This window comes from Arthrobacter sp. UYCo732, from assembly GCF_040547265.1.
Classification (GTDB): domain Bacteria; phylum Actinomycetota; class Actinomycetes; order Actinomycetales; family Micrococcaceae; genus Arthrobacter.
Map to the genome: position 1 here is coordinate 81,906 of NZ_JBEPPJ010000010.1, position 18,548 is coordinate 100,453.

Below are 18,548 nucleotides of genomic sequence, written 5' to 3' on the forward strand. Positions count from 1 at the left end.
CCCGCCACGAAAAATCGTGGCGGGTTGTTTTGTTGTGCCGCAAGGGGCCTCAAGTGGCGAATTAGCCGATCTTGTTGGCTGCCTCGGCGTCGGAGTCGGTGGAACCGGCGCCGAGGTTGGCGCGCAGCTTGGCGCCGAGCTCGGCGTCAACGTTGGTCCAGTACTGGATGGCCCGTTCCTTGATCTCGGGGGTCTTCACGCCGCCCACAGCACCGGTGAGGGTGTCCAGCAGGCGGGCCTTGGCGCCGTCGTCGAACACTTCGCGGTACAGGGCGCCGGCCTGGACGAAGTCGCCGTCCTCGGCACGGAGGGAGTGTGCGGAAAGCGTCAGCTCGCCGTCGTTCTCCCAGCCACCGGCCGGGGAAGCCGGCTCAACAGCGGCGGGGCCGCCCACGGAGTTCGGTGCGTACACCGGAACGGAGGGAGCGTTGAAGCTGAAGCGCCCCTGGCCGTCCTGGCTGTAGTTGTTGACCTGGCTCTTGGGCTGGTTCACCGGGATCTGGGCGTGGTTGGTACCCACGCGGTAACGGTGTGCATCGGCGTAGGAGAAGATGCGGGCCTGCAGCATCTTGTCCGGCGAAGCGGCGATGCCCGGCACGAAGTTCGACGGCGCGAAGGTGGCCTGCTCGATCTGCGCGAAGTAGTTCTCCGGGTTCTTGTTCAGCTCCATGGTGCCCACGTGGATCAGCGGGTAGTCGGCGTGCGGCCACACCTTGGTGAGGTCGAACGGGTTGAAGCGGTACGTCTTGGCGTCCTCGTATGGCATGACCTGGACGTGCAGTTCCCAAGACGGGAAGTTGCCCTCGGCGATGTTTTCCTGCAGGTCGCGGATGTAGAAGTCCGCGTCCGAGCCGGCCAGCCCTTCGGCCTGGTCGCCGGTCATGGCCTTGACGCCCTGGTTGGACTTGAAGTGGTACTTGACCCAGAAGCGCTCGCCCTCGGCGTTGATCCACTGGTACGTGTGCGAGCCGTAGCCCTGCATTTCACGCCAGGAAGCCGGCAGGCCGCGGTCGCCCATGAGCCAGGTGACCTGGTGTGCGGACTCGGGGGACAGGGTCCAGAAATCCCACTGCATGTCAGCGTCGCGCAGGTGGGTGCCCGGGAGGCGCTTCTGGGAGTGGATGAAGTCCGGGAACTTGATGCCGTCGCGGATGAAGAAGACGGGGGTGTTGTTGCCCACGAGGTCGTAGTTGCCCTCGGTGGTGTAGAACTTGACGGCGAAGCCGCGGGGATCGCGCCAGGTGTCAGGGGAGCCGCTCTCGCCGGCAACGGAGGAGAAGCGGATCAGCATGTCCGTCTCGGTGCCCGGCTGCAGGAACGCTGCCTTGGTGTATTTGGAGACGTCCGAGGTGGTCTTGAACGTACCGAACGCGCCGCCGCCCTTGGCGTGGACTACGCGCTCCGGGACCCGCTCGCGGTTGAACTGGGCGAGCTTTTCGATCAGGTAGTGATCAGTCAGGATGATGGCACCGTCGGCACCAACTGACTGGGAGTGCGCGTCGGACGTGACGGGGGCACCTGACTGGGTCGTTGAAATGGCAGTCATTGTTCTCCTATTTCTTGATTACTTGGACGTTCTGGAGGGAAAGTTGTTGGGACTGCTGGCAGTCCTGGCAGATGCCCTGGTACATCACATCCGCGATCTGGATGGTCATGGGCTTGGCGTTCGCATCCCAGTGCGGGGTGAGGCAGGGCGCATGTCCGACGGCGCATTCCACGTCCTCGACGCGTCCGCAGCTGATACAGATGGCGTGGTGGTGGTTGTCACCGACGCGGGTCTCATACAGGGCGGGGGAGTGCGGCGGCTCGAAGCGGCGCAGCATGTGCAGGTCGGTCAGGTCCCCCAGGACCACGTAGACGGACTGTGCAGTGAGTTCCGGGAGCTCTGTGCGTGCGGAGGCCAGAATGCTTTCTGCCGGTGAATGCGGGTGGTGTTCGACGGCGGCCAGCACGGCGAGCCGCTGCTTGGTCACGCGGCGGCCGTGTGCCCGCAGGGCAGCAGCCCATGCATCGTGGCCGCCAAGGTGTTCCGTCATGGTTTCTATTTAACCACTTATTTTGATTTTGTCACAATAAGGCGTGGCTAACTTCCGGCAGATTCAGGAACTCCTGGAGGGGGTTAACTGACTCGCCTGCCGAGCGGCCCAGGGCATGGACTTCCCGCCCTACCGAGCCCGGATCCGGCGCCACGCAGCTCAGTCCGGTGACGCCGCGGCCTCCCGTCAGTCCCTGCACGGCGGCGCCCAGCGCCAGCAGGAGGCCGGCAGTCAGTGCTCCGTCCGATGCCGGTGACACGACGGCGTGGTGGTCGCCGGCCGTCAACGGGGGCGCGGCCGCAATCAGTTCAGGCAGCGGCGCGGCTTCCGGCGAGGCGGGCTCTCCCGAGTGCTCCCCAGCCAGGCGGCGCAGCGCGGTGCGCAGGCCGCCGTCGTACTCCGCGAGCTCCTCTTCTGCCGCCGGTACGCGGCGCTGGGTTGGAAGCAGCAGCTGTTCACCCAGAGTGACTGGCTCGCGGTCCCAGCGCCCGAACTGGTGGAACGTTGGGGTGGACGATTCCGCCTCCGGCTCGCCGATGGCTGTCCCGATGGGGTGCCACTGGTGCGCAAACACCACGGTGCAGCGCGTGGCACTCAAGAGCGGCGCGCAGGCCATCAATCAGCCGGCGCGGAGGGCCATCATTCCCACGCTGATCGGCACGGAACTGCTTCCCGCGGCCAACGCGCTCAGCATGCTTTCGTTCGGCTGGCCATGACAGTGGGGCCGCTGGCCGGCGGCCCGCGCGTGGGGGACCTGCTGGCCGGGGGCGGGACTAAGATCTTGAGTGAGGGCTGGGTCCTGCTTCTGGGCGGAATGGTTTGCGTGCTGGTGGCCTGGGTGGCGGCGCAGCTGCGGCCGGGTTTCCGGAAGTACGATGCCCATGATCCGGTGCCGTAGTTCCCCGCCCGCTGGCGAACCCTGTGGGGGCCCTGCTGAGGCTGACCCTGCCGGGGCGACGTGAAGGAGCGGACGTGCACAAACATCACAACGGCCTGAAGACCGCAGCGCTCTTTGGTGTCCTCTGGGCGGTGCTGCTGGGGCTGGGCGTCCTGATCGGCCTCAACACCCGCAGCGCGGCGCCCATCTGGATCATGGCGCTGGTGGGTGTTGCCACCACGGCGTACGGCTACTGGAACAGCGATAAAATCGCCATCCGTTCCATGCAGGCCTACCCCGTGACGGCGGCCCAGACGCCGCAGCTGTACCAGATTGTCCGGGAGCTGTCTGTGCGTGCAAACCAGCCGATGCCGCGCATTTATCTCGCGCCCACCATGAATCCGAACGCGTTCGCCACTGGCCGGAATCCCAAAAACGCGGCCGTCTGCTGCACCGAAGGCATGCTGCAGCTGCTCGACGCCCGGGAGCTTCGCGGGGTCCTGGGCCACGAGCTGATGCATGTGTACAACCGGGACATCCTCACGTCCTCGGTGGCGGCCGCGGTGGCCGGTGTGATCACCTCGGTGGGCCAGATGCTGCTGTTCTTCGGCGGCGACCGGCGCAACTCCAACCCGCTCTCGATGCTGGCCATGGCGCTTCTGGCGCCGTTCGCTGCCTCACTGATCCAGCTCGCCATTTCGCGGACCAGGGAGTACGACGCCGACGAGGACGGTTCGCAGCTCACAGGCGATCCGCTGGCGCTCGCCTCAGCTCTGCGCAAGATTGAACAGGGTGTCCGGGTTGTCCCGCTTCCGCAGGACCAGAAGCTGGTCAACGCCTCGCACCTGATGATCGCCAACCCGTTCCGCGGCGGCGCAATGACCAAGCTGTTCGCGACGCACCCGCCCATGGGGGACCGGATCGCCCGGCTGGAGCGGATGGCTGGCCGTCCGCTTAACTGAGGCCAGCCGACAAACAGCGCGCCGCCGTCGTCCGCTGCTGAGGACACGCAAACGGCCGGGTGAAACGCAATCGGGCTGGGGACACCGAAATTCCGGTGTCCCCAGCCCGATTCTGTGTCCCGTCGCCGGACCAGTGTCCTTGCTGCGGAAGTCAGGCCGAGAACAGCCCTTCGCCGTCCGAGCCATCAGTGAAGTTGTAGCCGCGGCGCAGCATCCGCACACCCTTGTTCTGCTCCGCGTGGGCTATCCGCACATGCGCATCGGCGGCGATCAGCGGGTGGCTGGCCCGGCCGCTGGCGGCAAAGTCGGGGTCGGTGAACTCCGTCCCGCCGGAAAGCGGGGCGCCCTCCGCCTTGGTCCTGCCAATCAGGTTCTCCTGTCCCCGGAGCGAGGTCCGGTCCCAGATCTCGATGTGCATGCGGATGCGGCGGGCCACGAGGTAGCTGCCGCCCTCCATCCAGGCCTCAGTGGCCGGGGCGCCGCCGGGCACCCAGATGTGTTCGTCCAGAAACGCCGAGTCTTCGGACTTGACGTTGTTGGTCCCGTCCTTGAAGCCGAAGAGGTTCCGCGGCGTCTGTTGCGCCCGCGAGGTGGAGGACGTGCGGCCGAAGCCCAGCTGGGACCAGTGGACACGCGCGTTGCCGAACGAGATGCGCGCCAGGTTCCGGATGGCATGCACTGCTACTTGGGGTCGTCGGAACATGCCTGGACGACCAGGTCCCCGCCCGTTCGCTGATAGTGGAGGTCATCGCCCGGGAAATGCGGCAGGTCGATCAGCGCAGCCGGCCGGCGGCCCTCCAGCCCGAACCGGGCCGTGTCGTCCTTCCCGAACAGTGTTGGGCCAAAGCCGAAGGTCAGCGTCAGGAAAACGGTCCGGGCCCACCGAAATCGGTGGTCCCCGGACCCTTGGCGCGGCGCGGCGCGGCGCGTTGCCGGTGCCGTGTGGCTAGCTGCGGAAGTTAACGAACTGCAGGTCAGCCTCGTCAAAGTCCTTGAGCAGGGCCATGACGGCCTGCAGGTCATCGCGGGACTTGGAGGAGACGCGGAGTTCGTCGCCCTGGATCTGGGACTTGACTCCCTTGGGCCCTTCATCGCGGATCAGTTTGTTGATCTTCTTGGCCAGGTCCTGCTCGATGCCTTCCTTGATGGAGGCTTCCAGGCGGAACTCCTTGCCGGACGCGAACGGCTCGCCGGTGTCCAGCGACTTCAGGGAGATGCCGCGGCGGATCAGCTTGGACTGGAGCACGTCCAGCACTGCCAGGACGCGTTCCTCCGAGTTGGCCTTCATCAGGATCTTCTCGCCGCTGAAATCGACCTCGGCGCCCACGCCCTTGAAGTCGTAGCGCTGGGTCAGTTCCTTCTGCGCCTGGTTCAGCGCGTTGGCCACTTCCTGCTTGTCCACTTTGCTTACGACGTCGAACGTTGACTCGCCGGCCATGACTCTCCTTGTGCTGATGGTTGCCCTCCCATTGGCTCTGGAAGGGCGTGGATCTCTGCATTCCAGCCTAATACGGATCGGCTCTGGCGCTACTGCGCATCCTGCATGATTGACGATTCACAGTTCCCTCCTAGCCGACGCACTGCGGGAACGAAGCTGGGCAGGCGAGAGTTGAACCAGTTGGAACAAGCACGAAAGGGAAGCTATGCATCGCACCGCAGTCCATTACGTCACCCGAACCACTGCCGCAGCCGCCGGAGCAGTCGTCACGGCCGCCACGTCCGTCGTCGCCGCAGCCCTGGCAGGATCCATTGTTTTCAGCCCCGTACCGGACGCCTCTGCCCGCATGGATGGCGTCAGCGAGGACCTCCGCCGGGCAGTGCAGCTGAATCAGATCACGGCGGAGCAGGCTGTTAGGTTCGAGGCAAAGCTGGCGGGGCGGATTCTTGGGGAGGCCTGATTTCGCTCTTCTTCCGCGGAATTGCAAGGCTTTTGGGGTCCGTCTCCGTGGCGGAGCGGCTCGATTCGATTCTTCGGCAGAAGTTCTGTAAAGTTGTCTTGCCCGCGGTTACTGGAAGCGGAACGGCCCGGAAACGGACGTTCTGCAGACTGCAGCCGGGGGTGATCTTCTTTTGAAGTTCGGCAGATTACCCGAGCGGCCAAAGGGGGCTGACTGTAAATCAGCTGGCAACGCCTACGGGGGTTCGAATCCCTCATCTGCCACCCAAGGAAAAGCCTCCGGAACCACCAGGTTCCGGAGGCTTTTTTGTGCCCTTCAGCGCATGGCTTCTGACGGCGCCTCCCGCAGTCCTTCGGCGGCCCCGATTCCCCTTCCGTTGGACTACTCCCCGCGGGGTCGCAGGGGAATTGACCATGCAAAGGGGAAAAGACAGGCCCAAAATCAGGGGAGGAATCGTCGTCGACAGGCGCTCGCGGCCCGGCGTAGGCTGGCAGCATCGGCGCATGTGCCCCCGATGCCCTGCGTCGATTCATCCATCGATGAAGGAGGACCAATGAGTGTTGTACGTGAATTCATGACTACGGATGCGCGCTGTATAAAGGAGAACCAGTCCCTCGTTGAGGCTGCCCGGATGATGCAGGACCTGGACTGCGGGTCGTTGCCCATCTGCGGCGATGACGGCAAGTTGAAAGGCCTGATCACCGACAGGGACATTGTGCTCCGCTGTGTTGCCGCCGGCCGTAATCCGGGCGAGATGATGGCCCGTGACCTCGCGTCGGGCAAGCCGCATTGGATCGATGCCGACGCGAACATTGATGCCGCCATCGAGATGATGGAGCAGTACCAGATCCGCCGGCTGCCGGTCATTGCTGACCACAAACTGGTGGGTATCATCAGCCAGGGTGACATCGCCCGCAACTATTCCGAAGAGCGCGTCGGCGAGCTCGTGGAGCATGTCTCCGCACGGAAGCCGATGTAACGCTCCCACTTAAGGCCTTGTCCGCGGCTCCCGGCCTTGAACGTTCGGAACTGCGGACAAGCTGAGGAGCGGTGCCTGCTATGGCAGTTCACCGCGACGTGGGTGGTCAGTTAAGCGCAATCAGCAACATCTGGTTGGTCCCCGGGATGCAGGTCTGCAGGATGGCCCGGGGGAAACCGCCGAAGACCCGGATGACGTCGTTGGTGGTCCCGGGATTGGGGACCTGCCCGCGGGCCGTCGCCGTGTAGGTCCCGTAGCCGGGGATACTGATGGTCTCACCCACGGCAATGCCGGAGAACCGTGCCCAGCCGCCACAGAAATCGTGTTCAGTTATGAAGAGGGAGTAGCCATCGTTGGGCGTGTAATGGATAGGCCCGATGCACGCATCAACCATGGACTGGCCGCCGGCGCCCGCAATATAGATAGTCCGGACGGCCGGTGCCGGCGGTACCAGGGGAGCAGGCGCAGGGGCGGGAGCGGCGGCCGCCACCGATGCGGTAACAGGCGCCTGCGCCGGTGCTGCAGCTGGTGCTGAAACCGCGACGGCGGGACCCGTCAGTTTCAGCGTCTGGCCGGGAACGATGGTGCTGTATCCGCTGAGTCCGTTGGCTGCGAGCATGGCACCCATGTCCACGCCGTGCGCGGCGGCGATCGTACCCACGGTGTCACCGGCAACCACGGTGTACAGGTTGTTGTCCACTGCCGGTGCCGGTTCAGGGGCGCTTGAGGGCGGTGCCTCGGCCGGCGTTGCCGCCTCCGGTGCCGCCGCAGCAACTGCAACTGCCCCCGGTTCAGCTGAGCCAGCGTAGGTTTCATCCAATGGTGCCGGGGCCAGCGGCCGGGCGACACGCACCACCGGTGGGTCCGCCGTCGTGATGACCGCTGCCGGGGCCGGTGCCCCAGCAGTCGTTGCCACGGGTCCTATCAACGTGGCAAGGCTGACGGAGGCGACCACGATGGCGCAGGCCATGCCTAACCACAGCCTGTTGTTGACCGGTTTGTGGCCTGGTGTGAGATCGACCCGTGGCGCGCATGTTTCGAAATTCCGGCGGGGTAATTCGGAATGGTCTACGGTCAACTGCTTCATAGGTGGCCTATCGAGCGTCGGCCCGGCAACAGGTTCGGTGGGGAGGCCACGGCTCCCATGCAGGACGGATCGAGATGTGGTGCGCCCCGCAGTTCCGGAGTATGTCCGGCGACGCACGGCGCACGATGGGAGGCGCCCGCATACCCAGAAGATACGGATGCTCCGCAATGAAGCGGCATCACCCACCCCGGCATTGGAGGATGCGCCAGCAACTTTGTTCGGCCCTAGGAATTTCGAGTCTAGGAAGCGCCCGCAGGCGGGGCACGAGTAGGGACTACCCTAATATTTCAGCCGGATACTTGGCCCGCCATCAGTTCCATACTCAAGAGTTTTCCGGAACTACCTACCCACGGCCGTGGCTGTCAAAGGGGACTGTCAATACGCGCGGGGATCCCTAAGTTCGGCCACCTGGCGACGCAGCGCAGCGATCTCCGCCACGAGATCCGCCAGTTCCGCGCGAACCGGTTCCTCGGCGGACTCCACAGCGGCCTCGGTGGACTCTTTAACGCGCTGGACCAGCCAGGGCGCGATGGACGCTGTGACCACACCCAACACAGCAATGCCGCTCATCATGAGGCCGCCGAAACCATCTGGCCAACCGGCGTCACAGGGTACATGTCGCCGCAACCCACCGTGGTGAGGGTGGTGATCGCCCACCAGACGGCGTCACCCAACGTCAGGATCTTGGCGCCGGGTGCGGATTGTTCAAGGTCCAGCACTGCCAGCGCGCCCACGAATGCCAGCAGCGCAGCTGATCCGGCCACGTAGGTGACCACCCGGCCGCGGAGGGTCTCGCCAACAGTCCGGTGCAGCACGGAGAGCAGCGTCACCAGCCGGAGCAGCCTGAGCGGGCGGAAAACGGGAGTGCCACAATCAGGAGCTCATGCAGGTTCCAGAAAAACCAGCGACGGCGGTCGGTGGCCAGCCAAAGGCTCGCGGCGTAATCGAGGGCGAAGATCCCCCCCCAGGTCAGCCACATCACGCCCTCAAGTCATTCCGCTCCGCTGCCGTCAACGCGGCCCACCACCTGCCAGGCACAGGCCGCCAGGAATGCCAGTGCCGTCCCAATCAGCGGTAACTCGGCAAGGTCCCGGTAGCGTTGTTGAGTCGTCTGCCACATCCTACGAGGCTGTCCTTTTGCCGTGGATTTGCCGCTAAGTTACCACCGGGTAACATTAGGGCATGCACCTGCTCCTGCGCACCCTCCTGATGCTGTTCACGTCCACCCGCCGTTCGGCGCTGACCATCTGGGACACATCCTCCCTGCCGCTGCGGGTCCTGCCAACGGACATCGACATCGCCATGCATGTCAACAACGGCATGTACTTCTCCCTCATGGATCTGGGCCGGTTCGACCTCATGGTCCGCAGCGGCGTCTGGAAAAGGATGCGCCAGCGTGGCTGGAGTCCGGTGGCGGCGGGGGAGACCATCGCCTTCCGGAAGCCGCTGCAGCTTTGGCAGCCGTACACCATCGAAACGAAGATCATCGGACTGGACGCCAAAGCTATCTACTTCGAGCAGCGTATGGTGGCCGACGGCGAGATTTACGCGCGTGCCTACATCGCCACCCGCCTGGTCAGCAAGGGCAAACCTGTCAGCCAGACGGAGATCCTGCGCGAGTTCGGCCAGCTACCGGCGGACCTGGTTCTGCCGGAATGGATCCACGAATGGCGTGAGACCAATGCCCTGCCGGGCAGCCGTACCCCGGCGCCGCATCTTTGGGACGCCACGGCCTGACCGCCACGGCCTGACCGCCGCGGCCTGACCGCTGCAGCCTGACCACCGCGGCCTGACCGCTGCGGGCCGCCGGAAGTCGCGCACCCTACGTGCCGACGTCGCGCCGGTTCACCGCCACCGCAGCAACGGCCACCAGGGCCACGGAGATGCCCCAAAGCCAGACCGCCGCCGCCCAGTCCGCCCCGTTGGCCACCGGCGCGTTCCCGTACGCCCAGTGGTAGGGGCTCAGGTTCAGCAGCCACTCGACGTCGGGGCTCTGCCGGCCCACCGCGTTGAAGACGTATCCCAAGACGCCGACGGCGGCACCTGCGGCGAGCCCGTAGGTCCGCCGCCCGGACATGGCACCGGCGCACAGCGCAGCGGTTCCGGTCAGCAGGGACAGCCCGGCGAACAGGACGGACGCGCCGAAAAGGTACTCCGGCCGGATAGCCAGCTCGGCCGAATCGTTCAGCAGCCGCACCAGCACAAAGACCAACGCCGTCAGCAGCACCACCCGAATTAGCATGGACAGTGCGCGTTCAAGCACCACCTGGACGCGCGTCACGCCGTGGGCAAGGGTCAGTTCCAGCTGGCCGGATTCCTCGTCACCGCCCACCGCGGCGGCTCCCCACCCCACGGAGGCGATGGTCATCAGCAGGAACCCGATCAGCCCGAAGAGCGTGGCCTGGGTGTAGCCGGGACCGGTGGCCATCTGTTCGTAGTTCAGCGCCTTGGTCATCTCCGCCGGGAGGGCATCAATCAGGTCCTGCATCTGCGCGCTCCCGCCAATGGACGGGTACAGCGGCAGGTACAGGAACGTGGCGCCGGCCAGGCCGGCCGCCCACGCGAGCGTTGAGCGCCAACTGTCGAGGAACGCGCGCCGGAACAGCGGCAGCGTGGTGCTCACCTGGCAATCCTCCGGGTGCTTGGATCCTCCGGGGCTGAATCCCGGGGGATGGAATACAGCTGCAGCACCGATTCCTCCAGGTCAGGCTCCTCCAGGACAAGATCCTTTAATTGCAGCGTGCCCAGGGCCTTGACCAGTGGCTGGATGGCACCTTCCAGCGTGGCGGATACGGTGACGGTGCCGTTGGACTCCAGTAGCTCCACATGCCCGACGCCGGGCACCGCTCCCAGCAGCGCCCCGGCGTCGTGCGCTGTGATGCCGTCCGCCGAGAACCGAACGTGCCGGACGGCACCTTCCCGCAGTCCGCTGACCGACTCGACGGCGATGATTTTGCCGTCCCGGAGGATAGCCACCGTGTCTGCGGTCTGCTGGACTTCGCTAAGCACGTGGGAACTGAGGAAAATGGTCTGCCCCTGGTGCTGCGCTTCCTGCACCATGGCATGGAATTCCTGCTGGACCAGCGGATCCAGCCCGCTGGTGGGCTCATCGAGGACCAGCAGTTCTGGGTTGTGCATAAACGCCTGGACCAGGCCCAGTTTCTGCTTGTTGCCCTTGGACAGCTTGCGGGTGTGCCGGTCGAGGTCCAGTCCCAGCCGTTCGGCCAGCGCGTCGATCCTGCCCGGAGAGACCGGACCGCTGATCGCCTCGTAGTGGGACAGCAGTTTCCGGCCGGTCACCCGTCCCTCGAGGAACAGTTCGCCCGGAAGGTAGCCAATCCTGCGGCGAAGCTCCGGTCCACCCAGCCGCGGATCCTCGCCCAGGACGCGGATCGCCCCCGAGGTGGGGCGGATGATGTCCAGCAGGCAGCGCATGGTGGTGGTCTTCCCTGCGCCGTTGGGGCCGATCACGCCGAACACGGACCCGGCCTCGACGGTGAAATCCACCCCGTGCAGCACTTCGCGGCGGCCGAATTTCTTGGTGAGGGACCTGGTGGCGATAGCTTCGGCCATGCGCCCTCCTGTTCGGCGGTCAGCGGCTGTTGAACTTTTACGTTAGGCGCCGAGGCGCCCGCTGTACACGGCGGGCAGCGGATATTCCCGATGACGCGGGGAGCGAACAGGGTGCCCGCGGCCGGGACATCCGCCGGCGCCTCGCGTACCGTTGAAACCATGGCTACCGTAGACATCACAGGTGAACAGTTCGCATCCACCATCGAAGGCAACGACATTGTGCTCGTGGACTTCTGGGCTGAATGGTGCGGTCCCTGCAAGCAGTTCGGGCCCACGTACAGCGCCGTGTCAGAGAAGCACTCCGATGTCGTGTTCTCCAAGGTGGACACCGAGGCCGAGCAGCAGCTCGCCGCCGAGGCCGGCATCACGTCCATTCCCACGCTGATGGCCTTCCGCGAAAAGGTCCTGGTTTTCTCCCAGCCTGGCGCGCTCAACGCCCAGCAGCTGGAGCAGGTTGTGGACGCCGTCAAGGCCCTGGACATGGACGAGGTCCACGCCCACGTCGCGGGCTTGCAGGCGGACGCCGCCGCCGGCAGCACCCCGGGTGCAGCCAAGAGCTCGGGTCCCCAGGACGGCACACAGATTCCCGGCGCCTGATCCTCTCTTGACTGCAACGTGGGCCCCACGCGCGCAGGGTTCCCTGGCCGAGCTTGCGAGGCGAGGAGCGGGTGGGGACAGTCACTTAACTGCAACGCGGGTCACTTTCCGCCCAATAACTTAGGTTTTTTGGGCGGAAAGTGACCCCGCGTTGTGCGTGGGAGACTAAATGCGCTCGATCTTGGCGGGCTCGGCCAGCAGCGCGCTCAGGGATTCGTCCAGGTCCTGCACGGCAATGCCCTTGGAGTGCTTCGCGAGGTCCTCCTCGGACGCCCACTGTTCGGTCAGGACCAGCTTCTCTTCGGTGGCCTCGGTCAGCTCGTACCGGATGCAGCCGGGCTCGCTGACCACCTCATCGATCGCGATTTCCAGTGCGAGCTTCACACGGAAGAACTCGCCGTCGTTGGGGATGAACGTTGCTTGCAGGTCGATGGGTGCACTCATGGATTTCACAATACCGGGCGTCAGCCTGTGGCCCGATTCCATTGCGCCCGTCCAGTTGGTAGCGTGCCACCATGCGTGCTTACACAGCCGGGGACACTGACGTTCCGCTCCTTGAGGAAACCATCGGCGCGAATTTTGAGCGGGTGGCGGCCGAGTTCCCGTTCCACGATGCATTGATCGAGGCCGCGGCGGTGCCCGGCGGTGACGCCCGCCGCTGGAGCTACACCAAGATGAACGACGACGTCGATCGCCTCGCGCGTGCGCTGCTCGCCTGCGGCGTCGCCCAGGGGGACCGCGTGGGCATCTGGAGCCCGAACTGCGCCGAATGGACCCTCGTGCAGTACGCCACCGCCAAAGCCGGCGCCATCCTGGTGAACGTGAACCCCGCCTACCGCAGCCACGAACTGGAGTTTGTGGTGAAGCAGAACGGCATGCGCATGCTGGTCACCGCGCCGTCGGACCGCAACAGCGACTACGTGGGGATGGCCCGCAACGCGCTCGCGGAGTGTCCAGACCTCCGCGAACTGGTCTTCCTGCCGGATCCCGGCGTAGACGGGCTCGACGCCGGCGTCCCCCAAAGTGAGGCAGAGCTGACGTACGCCGAGCTGCTCAAACGGGCTGACGCCGTCGGCCATTCCGCCCTGAAGGCGCGGATGGCGGAGCTGCTGGCGCACGATCCCATCAACCTGCAGTACACGTCGGGGACCACGGGCTTTCCCAAGGGCGCCACCCTGACCCACCACAACCTGCTTAACAACGGCTTCTCCATCGGTGAGATGCTGGGCTACACGGACCATGACAGGGTGGTGATTCCGGTGCCGTTCTACCACTGCTTCGGCATGGTGATCGGCAACCTTGCCGCTCTCAGCCACGGCGCTGCCACCATCATCCCGGGCCGCGGTTTCACCCCCGGGGCGGCGCTGGAGGCTGTCCAGGATTTCGGCGGCACCTCGCTGTACGGCGTGCCCACCATGTTCATCGCCGAGCTCGCGCTGCCGGACTTCGGCTCCTACGATCTGTCCACCCTCCGCACCGGTGTGATGGCCGGCTCGCTGTGCCCCATCGAGGTGATGAACCGGGTCATTTCGGAGATGCACATGGTGGATGTGGCCATCTGTTACGGCATGACCGAGACCTCACCCGTCTCAACCATGACCCGGCACGGGGACACCCTCCAGCAACGCACCGAAACAGTGGGCCGCACCATACCCCGGCTCGAAAGCCAGGTCATCGACCCCGGCTCCGGAGAGGTGCTGGAGCGCGGCGCCATCGGCGAGCTGTGCACCCGCGGCTATGCCGTCATGCAGGGGTACTGGGCAAAGCCCGACAAAACCGCGGAAGCCATCGACGCCGACGGCTGGATGCACACCGGTGACCTCGCCCGGATGGATGAGGAGGGCTATGTGGTGATTGAAGGCCGGATCAAGGACATGGTGATCCGCGGCGGCGAGAACATCTACCCGCGCGAGATCGAGGAATTCCTGTATACCCACCCGGCCGTCCAAGACGTACAGGTGATCGGCGTCCCGGATGCCAGGTACGGCGAGGAGCTCATGGCGTGCATCATCCTGAACCAGGGGGCGGCACCGCTGGACGAAGCCGCCGTCGCGGAATTCTGCCGGGGAAAGCTGGCACACTACAAAATCCCGCGCTATGTGGACCTCCGAGAGAGCTTCCCCATGACTGTTTCCGGCAAGATCCGAAAAATCGAGATGCGCGAGGAGGCGGTGGCCCGGCTGGGCCTCTGACCGCCGTTTACGATCTATCAGGCCCGGGATGCGGGCGTTGCGCCGAAGCGTTTACGTGCCAAGGACCTGGTTGGCGGCGGCCGGCTGATTCGGGTGCACGCCGGCCTGGACCCGGATTTGGTTCAGCGGGCACGCGTGCTCAGCGTCGCCACACCGGACGCGTGGGTGTCCCACGAGACCGCGGCCATTCTCAACGGGCTGGGTCTTCCTCCCTGGCTGGGCCAGGAACCGCGCATCTATCTCAGTAAGCAGCACGCACTTCCCCGGGTACGGCGCCCCGGCGTCATCGGTCACCGTGTCCACGTGGTTCCGGTGGGAGTGGTGGGCGACTGACGGGATCCGGGTCAGCGGGCCCGCCCGGACGTGGCTTGATCTGGCCCATACGCTGCCGCTCCGGTATCTGGTGGCAATGGGGGACCCGCTGATCCGGGTTCCGCGACCCGAACTGCAGTTCCGTACGGACCTGTTCACGGTCCAGCCGTATCAGCCACCGTCAGGGTGAAACAGAACTCCCCGAAGCTGTTCCCCGCCCTCGTGCCCAAACAGATCGATCTCGACAAACCCCGGTACGGCATCGTCCCACTCGGCCCAGGTCCGGACCGGGATCTGGGACTTCAACAGCGTGCCTGGCTCGGTAAGCGACCGTCCGCGCAGGATCAGTTTGGACCGTTCGCCGGCGAGTTTGCGGTCGATGGTCGCGGCGCTCATCCGCATCAGCAGCCCGGCCTGTTCATCGGTCAGACTTACGTCCACCCTGTCGGTTAGGGCGGGGGCACAGCGTGCGATCCGACAACCTGCTCAAGGGGCAGGCCACCCCATGCTTCCTGACCCAAAAAGAAGAACTCCAGATCTCCGACCGTCTCTCGGGCGGGCACTCCCGGCTGTCCGGCTGAGTCCGGGCCGAGGAGAGAGCGGACCTCTCATAGGTCGACGGGTAAGCGGCAGGTACGGCACGTCAATGGTCACAGTAGGCAGACTATGGGCGCACCCCAGCGCCCTAAACGTGGCCGGGATGCCGGCATCGCCTATGACTTCGCGAACGGGGCACCCCCCAACTGACCGTGTAGTGAGGGATCGGCGCGGGGACGCCCTGCGTTTATTGCTGACGGAACCACGCCACATGGCGGTGGCAGCCACACCATCTCGCGGAAAACTGGCGCTAAGCCCTCCCCGGTCGCCGAACACCCCCGCCCGGGCAATATTCTTCAACCGGCTCGGCACGATCCGCGACCGTTCCTTCGAGCAGCAGCGCTGCAGAACCAGCGGGCTGAACATCAACCTCACCGCCGACTACACCTGGCCGCCTGCCAACCACATCAAACCCGGCAAATACAGGCCACTACGACGCTCGGCAAAACCTTTGCGTCGGATATTTCACAATCACAAGCCACCCCGTTTAGGTGGTCAGTGCCGGCGGTGGTCCTGGATGGTCATCCGCGGCCCGAAAGTGGGTTTGCGGAAGCCGCTCAGGCCGATCATCCGGACCACCCGCTGGCGTTGCCCCGTCCACGGCTCCAACAGAGCCAGCATCCCGGCGTCGTCAGTCCGCCGGCCGGTCAGCGCAGCGCCCACATAGGCGGCGAGGTGGTAATCGCCCACGGCGATGGAATCCGGGCACCCATGGGTCCGCTGCACCACTTCGGCTGCGGTCCACACCCCGATGCCGGGAATGACCTGCAGCTTGGCCGCCGCCTCCACCGCGGGCAGGGCAGCGAGCCGTTCAAGCGCGACGGCGGAACGCAGCGCCCGCATGACAGTTGCGGACCGCTGCGGGCCGACGCCGGCCTGGTGCCACTCCCAGGAAGGGACGCGCAGCCACTGCGCGGGGGTGGGCTGGATGCGGAGCCCTTCGGGCGCGGCCGTGCCGGCCGCCGGCGCGGGCGTTCCGAATCGGTACATCAGGTACCGGTAGCCGCGGCGGGCTTCGATGACGGTGACTTTCTGCTCCAGGATGGTGGGCACAAGGCAGTCAACCACCCGCCGCGTGGAGGGCAGGCGGACCGCCAGGTTCCGGCGTCGGGCCTCACGCACCATCCGGGGGAGCGTGGCATGGAAGGCCGGTTCGTCAAAGGCCGACCAATCGTCGTAGGCGCCCAGCAGGCGGGGCACGCCGGCGAGACTGGCAGCGGAACCGGGCCCCCACGCCTGGGCGTCAACAGCACCCTGCTCTCCGGAGCCAGCGGAGGTGAGACGCAGGGTCACCGGGCCCTCCGGCGTCGTAAACGCAGTCCATAGCCCGTCCGGACGGGAGGAAAACGACGGATCCCCGGTGCCCCGCAGGAGGGGGCCGAGCGTTTGTTTCAGGCTGTAGGGACCATCCGGATGCCACCGGAGGGACGCGTCCGCGGCGGCGGCCAGCCGGGCGGGGGCGTCGGCGATGGTCATGTATTCATCGTCCCACGGCGGGCCGACAATGCAGCTTCCGGAGCCCCTTACAGACCGAAGAAGCCAGGACTAGACTCCATCGTGTGGCGCGGGGCGTCCGCGCCTTCCCCTCGCATTCAAAGGAGCATGCAGTGGCTGGAGTTGTGCATTTTGAGATCCCCGCCGATGACAACGGTCGTGCGAACACCTTCTACGAGAACACGTTTGGCTGGACCCTGAGCCCCATGCAGGGGATGAACTACACCACGGCCATCACCACACCGTCGGACGAACAGACCGGCATGCCGAGCGCGCCCGGGGCCATCAACGGGGCGCTGTTCCCGCGGACCGAAGGCCTCAAGACGCCCATCATTACGATCGATGTAGACGACGTCGATGCCGCGCTGGCCCAGGTCGAATCCGCCGGCGGTTCCGTGGCCCAGGCCAAGGACGCCGTTCCCGGTATGGGCTACTTCGCCTATTTCAAGGACACCGAGGGCAACATCCTGGGCCTGTGGCAAACCGATTCGTCGGCGGGGACCTGACCCTTGGGCAGGACCGGCCGCGGCAGGCGGTAACTTTGTAGTCATGAAGTACGCGCAGTCCGTCCTGGACCTCATCGGTAACACGCCGCTCATCAAGCTCAACCACGTGACGGAAGGCCTCAAAGCCACAGTCCTGGTCAAGCTGGAATACATCAACCCCGGCGGCTCCATCAAGGACCGCATCGCGGTGAAAATGATCGACGAGGCCGAACGGACCGGCAAACTCCTCCCCGGCGGGACCATCGTTGAGCCGACGTCGGGAAACACCGGCGTGGGTCTGGCGCTCGTGGCCCAGCAGAAGGGCTACAAATGCATTTTCGTGGTGCCGGACAAGGTGGGCGAGGACAAACGCGCCGTGCTTCAGGCCTATGGCGCCGAAGTGGTGGTCACGCCCACGTCCGTGGCCCCCGACAGCCCGCAGAGCTACTACAGCGTCTCGGACCGGCTCGTGACGGAAATCCCCGGCGCCTACAAGCCGGACCAGTTCTCCAATCCGGCCGCCCCGGGCAGCCACTACGAGACCACCGGCCCGGAAATCTGGCGTGACACGGACGGCCGGGTCACGCACTGCGTGATCGGCGCCGGTACCGGCGGCACCATCACCGGCACCGGCCGGTACCTCAAGGAGGTTTCCGCTCGCCGTGCCGAGTCCGACGGCGGCAGGGTCCGGATTGTTGGGGCGGACCCCGCAGGTTCGGTCTACTCCGGCGGTACCGGGCGCCCGTACTTCGTTGAGGGCGTCGGCGAGGACATGTGGCCGGACAACTATGACAAGTCCGTTCCGGACGACGTGATCGCCGTCAGCGACGCCGATTCATTTGCCATGACCCGCCGGCTGGCCCGCGAGGAAGGGCTGCTGGTTGGCGGCTCCTCCGGCATGGCCGTGGTGGCAGCGCTGCAGGCTGCCCGCGACCTCCCGGAAAGCGCGGTGGTGGTGGTCATCCTCCCGGACTCCGGACGCGGGTACCTGGCCAAGATTTTCAACGACCAGTGGATGCGCTCCTACGGCTTCCTCTCCGGCGGCGAGGAAGCATCCGTGGGCGAGGTCATCAAGACCAAGAACGGCGAACTGCCCGACCTGGTGCACATCCACCCGAACGAGTCTGTCCGCGATGTCATCAACATCATGAACGAGTTCGGCGTCAGCCACATCCCTGTCCTGTCGCAGGAACCGCCCGTGGTGATGGGCGAGGTCCTCGGTGCGGTTGATGAGCGGACCCTGACCAGCAAGCTGTTCCGCGGCGAAGCGAAGCTGACGGACAAGATCTCCGAGCACATGGGCCCCCGGCTCCCGGTCATCGGCTCGTTGGAAACCATCTCCGCAGCCCGCGAGCTGCTCTCCGACGTGGACACCGTGATGGTGACGTTCGTCGGCGCTCCGGTGGGAATCCTCACCCGCCACGACCTGCTCGCCTACCTCAGCAGCTAATCCTCCGTG

Annotated in this window: 21 protein-coding genes, 1 tRNA gene and 3 pseudogenes; 13 read left to right on the plus strand and 12 right to left on the minus strand. The window is 65.6% G+C overall.

Going from position 1 to position 18,548, the window contains the following annotated elements:
- Positions 1-61: 61 nt before the first annotated feature.
- From ABIB45_RS13930 to ABIB45_RS13940, 3 genes are read right to left on the minus strand one after another with little or no spacing between them, the layout of a single operon-like run.
- The gene (locus ABIB45_RS13930; protein ID WP_354216453.1) at positions 62-1,546 is read right to left on the minus strand and encodes a catalase; all 1,485 of its coding nucleotides are present in this window, start codon (positions 1,544-1,546) and stop codon (positions 62-64) included.
- A 7-nt stretch (positions 1,547-1,553) separates the two neighbouring features.
- Complete coding sequence (locus tag ABIB45_RS13935; protein ID WP_354216454.1) at positions 1,554-2,036, minus strand: Fur family transcriptional regulator; 483 nt, start codon at positions 2,034-2,036, stop codon at positions 1,554-1,556.
- Between the two features lie 31 nt (positions 2,037-2,067).
- Complete coding sequence (locus tag ABIB45_RS13940; RefSeq protein ID WP_354216455.1) at positions 2,068-2,613, minus strand: hypothetical protein; 546 nt, start codon at positions 2,611-2,613, stop codon at positions 2,068-2,070.
- A gap of 10 nt (positions 2,614-2,623) precedes the next feature.
- Here ABIB45_RS13940 and ABIB45_RS13945 point away from each other — a divergent pair, with 10 nt between their 5' ends.
- The 3 genes from ABIB45_RS13945 (at position 2,624) to htpX (ending at position 3,875) form a co-directional block, all read left to right on the plus strand.
- Positions 2,624-2,752, plus strand: coding sequence for a hypothetical protein (locus ABIB45_RS13945; protein ID WP_354216456.1), 129 nt, complete (start codon positions 2,624-2,626; stop codon positions 2,750-2,752).
- Positions 2,749-2,934 (plus strand): hypothetical protein, encoded by a 186-nt coding sequence (locus tag ABIB45_RS13950; RefSeq protein ID WP_502909223.1) that lies wholly within the window; start codon positions 2,749-2,751, stop codon positions 2,932-2,934. The genes ABIB45_RS13945 and ABIB45_RS13950 overlap by 4 nt, the downstream gene beginning before the upstream one ends.
- A gap of 74 nt (positions 2,935-3,008) precedes the next feature.
- Positions 3,009-3,875, plus strand: a complete 867-nt coding sequence (gene htpX, locus ABIB45_RS13955; protein WP_354216457.1) for a zinc metalloprotease HtpX — start codon at positions 3,009-3,011, stop codon at positions 3,873-3,875.
- 154 nt (positions 3,876-4,029) lie between these two features.
- Here htpX and ABIB45_RS13960 read toward each other — a convergent pair.
- Both ABIB45_RS13960 and ABIB45_RS13965 read right to left on the minus strand, forming a co-directional pair.
- Positions 4,030-4,898 (minus strand): annotated as a pseudogene (locus ABIB45_RS13960) (Dyp-type peroxidase); the annotation flags it as partial.
- Positions 4,822-5,313, minus strand: a complete 492-nt coding sequence (locus ABIB45_RS13965; RefSeq protein ID WP_354216458.1) for a YajQ family cyclic di-GMP-binding protein — start codon at positions 5,311-5,313, stop codon at positions 4,822-4,824. The pseudogene ABIB45_RS13960 and the gene ABIB45_RS13965, both read right to left, overlap by 77 nt.
- A gap of 205 nt (positions 5,314-5,518) precedes the next feature.
- Between ABIB45_RS13965 and ABIB45_RS13970 the strand changes: the two genes are divergently transcribed.
- The 3 genes from ABIB45_RS13970 (at position 5,519) to ABIB45_RS13980 (ending at position 6,752) form a co-directional block, all read left to right on the plus strand.
- Complete coding sequence (locus tag ABIB45_RS13970) at positions 5,519-5,773, plus strand: hypothetical protein (protein ID WP_354216459.1); 255 nt, start codon at positions 5,519-5,521, stop codon at positions 5,771-5,773.
- A 181-nt stretch (positions 5,774-5,954) separates the two neighbouring features.
- Positions 5,955-6,036: transfer RNA gene (locus ABIB45_RS13975), tRNA-Tyr, on the plus strand.
- 290 nt (positions 6,037-6,326) lie between these two features.
- A complete protein-coding gene (locus tag ABIB45_RS13980) occupies positions 6,327-6,752 on the plus strand; it encodes a CBS domain-containing protein (RefSeq protein ID WP_354216460.1) in 426 nt (141 codons plus the stop codon).
- Between the two features lie 106 nt (positions 6,753-6,858).
- Here the strand turns inward: ABIB45_RS13980 and ABIB45_RS13985 are convergent, their stop codons facing one another.
- Positions 6,859-7,839 carry a LysM peptidoglycan-binding domain-containing protein gene (locus ABIB45_RS13985; RefSeq protein ID WP_354216461.1) on the minus strand — a complete coding sequence of 327 codons (981 nt, stop codon included), beginning with the start codon at positions 7,837-7,839 and terminating at the stop codon, positions 6,859-6,861.
- A gap of 375 nt (positions 7,840-8,214) precedes the next feature.
- A pseudogene (locus ABIB45_RS13990) lies at positions 8,215-8,959 on the minus strand (potassium channel family protein).
- A gap of 62 nt (positions 8,960-9,021) precedes the next feature.
- On the opposite strand from ABIB45_RS13990, the gene ABIB45_RS13995 reads away from it, so the two are divergent.
- Entirely contained in the window at positions 9,022-9,576 is a 555-nt protein-coding gene (locus ABIB45_RS13995; RefSeq protein ID WP_354216462.1) for an acyl-CoA thioesterase, read from the plus strand.
- Positions 9,577-9,661: 85 nt separating this feature from the next.
- Here the strand turns inward: ABIB45_RS13995 and ABIB45_RS14000 are convergent, their stop codons facing one another.
- Positions 9,662-10,462, minus strand: coding sequence for an efflux permease Rv1217c-related protein (locus ABIB45_RS14000; protein WP_354216463.1), 801 nt, complete (start codon positions 10,460-10,462; stop codon positions 9,662-9,664).
- Complete coding sequence (locus tag ABIB45_RS14005; protein ID WP_354216464.1) at positions 10,459-11,412, minus strand: ABC transporter ATP-binding protein; 954 nt, start codon at positions 11,410-11,412, stop codon at positions 10,459-10,461. Before ABIB45_RS14005 ends, ABIB45_RS14000 begins: the two co-directional genes overlap by 4 nt.
- A 159-nt stretch (positions 11,413-11,571) precedes the next feature.
- On the opposite strand from ABIB45_RS14005, the gene trxA reads away from it, so the two are divergent.
- On the plus strand, positions 11,572-12,009 hold the full coding sequence (gene trxA / locus ABIB45_RS14010; RefSeq protein WP_354216465.1) for a thioredoxin: 438 nt from the start codon (positions 11,572-11,574) through the stop codon (positions 12,007-12,009).
- A 165-nt stretch (positions 12,010-12,174) separates the two neighbouring features.
- On the opposite strand, the gene ABIB45_RS14015 is transcribed toward trxA, so the two are convergent.
- On the minus strand, positions 12,175-12,453 hold the full coding sequence (locus tag ABIB45_RS14015; protein WP_354216466.1) for a putative quinol monooxygenase: 279 nt from the start codon (positions 12,451-12,453) through the stop codon (positions 12,175-12,177).
- 71 nt (positions 12,454-12,524) lie between these two features.
- Here ABIB45_RS14015 and ABIB45_RS14020 point away from each other — a divergent pair, with 71 nt between their 5' ends.
- Positions 12,525-14,201, plus strand: coding sequence for an AMP-binding protein (locus tag ABIB45_RS14020; RefSeq protein ID WP_354216467.1), 1,677 nt, complete (start codon positions 12,525-12,527; stop codon positions 14,199-14,201).
- Positions 14,202-14,318: 117 nt separating this feature from the next.
- Entirely contained in the window at positions 14,319-14,534 is a 216-nt protein-coding gene (locus ABIB45_RS14025) for a hypothetical protein (protein WP_354216468.1), read from the plus strand.
- Between the two features lie 150 nt (positions 14,535-14,684).
- Here the strand turns inward: ABIB45_RS14025 and ABIB45_RS14030 are convergent, their stop codons facing one another.
- On the minus strand, positions 14,685-14,954 hold the full coding sequence (locus ABIB45_RS14030; RefSeq protein WP_354216469.1) for a hypothetical protein: 270 nt from the start codon (positions 14,952-14,954) through the stop codon (positions 14,685-14,687).
- 406 nt (positions 14,955-15,360) lie between these two features.
- Between ABIB45_RS14030 and ABIB45_RS14035 the strand changes: the two are divergent.
- Positions 15,361-15,546 (plus strand): annotated as a pseudogene (locus tag ABIB45_RS14035) (hypothetical protein); the annotation flags it as partial.
- A gap of 59 nt (positions 15,547-15,605) precedes the next feature.
- On the opposite strand, the gene ABIB45_RS14040 reads toward ABIB45_RS14035, so the two are convergent.
- On the minus strand, positions 15,606-16,586 hold the full coding sequence (locus tag ABIB45_RS14040) for a DNA-3-methyladenine glycosylase family protein (RefSeq protein WP_354216470.1): 981 nt from the start codon (positions 16,584-16,586) through the stop codon (positions 15,606-15,608).
- Positions 16,587-16,717: 131 nt separating this feature from the next.
- Here ABIB45_RS14040 and ABIB45_RS14045 point away from each other — a divergent pair, with 131 nt between their 5' ends.
- Both ABIB45_RS14045 and ABIB45_RS14050 read left to right on the plus strand, forming a co-directional pair.
- The gene (locus ABIB45_RS14045; RefSeq protein WP_354216471.1) at positions 16,718-17,110 is read left to right on the plus strand and encodes a VOC family protein; all 393 of its coding nucleotides are present in this window, start codon (positions 16,718-16,720) and stop codon (positions 17,108-17,110) included.
- Between the two features lie 43 nt (positions 17,111-17,153).
- Positions 17,154-18,539, plus strand: a complete 1,386-nt coding sequence (locus tag ABIB45_RS14050; protein WP_354216472.1) for a cystathionine beta-synthase — start codon at positions 17,154-17,156, stop codon at positions 18,537-18,539.
- The last annotated feature ends 9 nt before the right edge of the window (positions 18,540-18,548 follow it).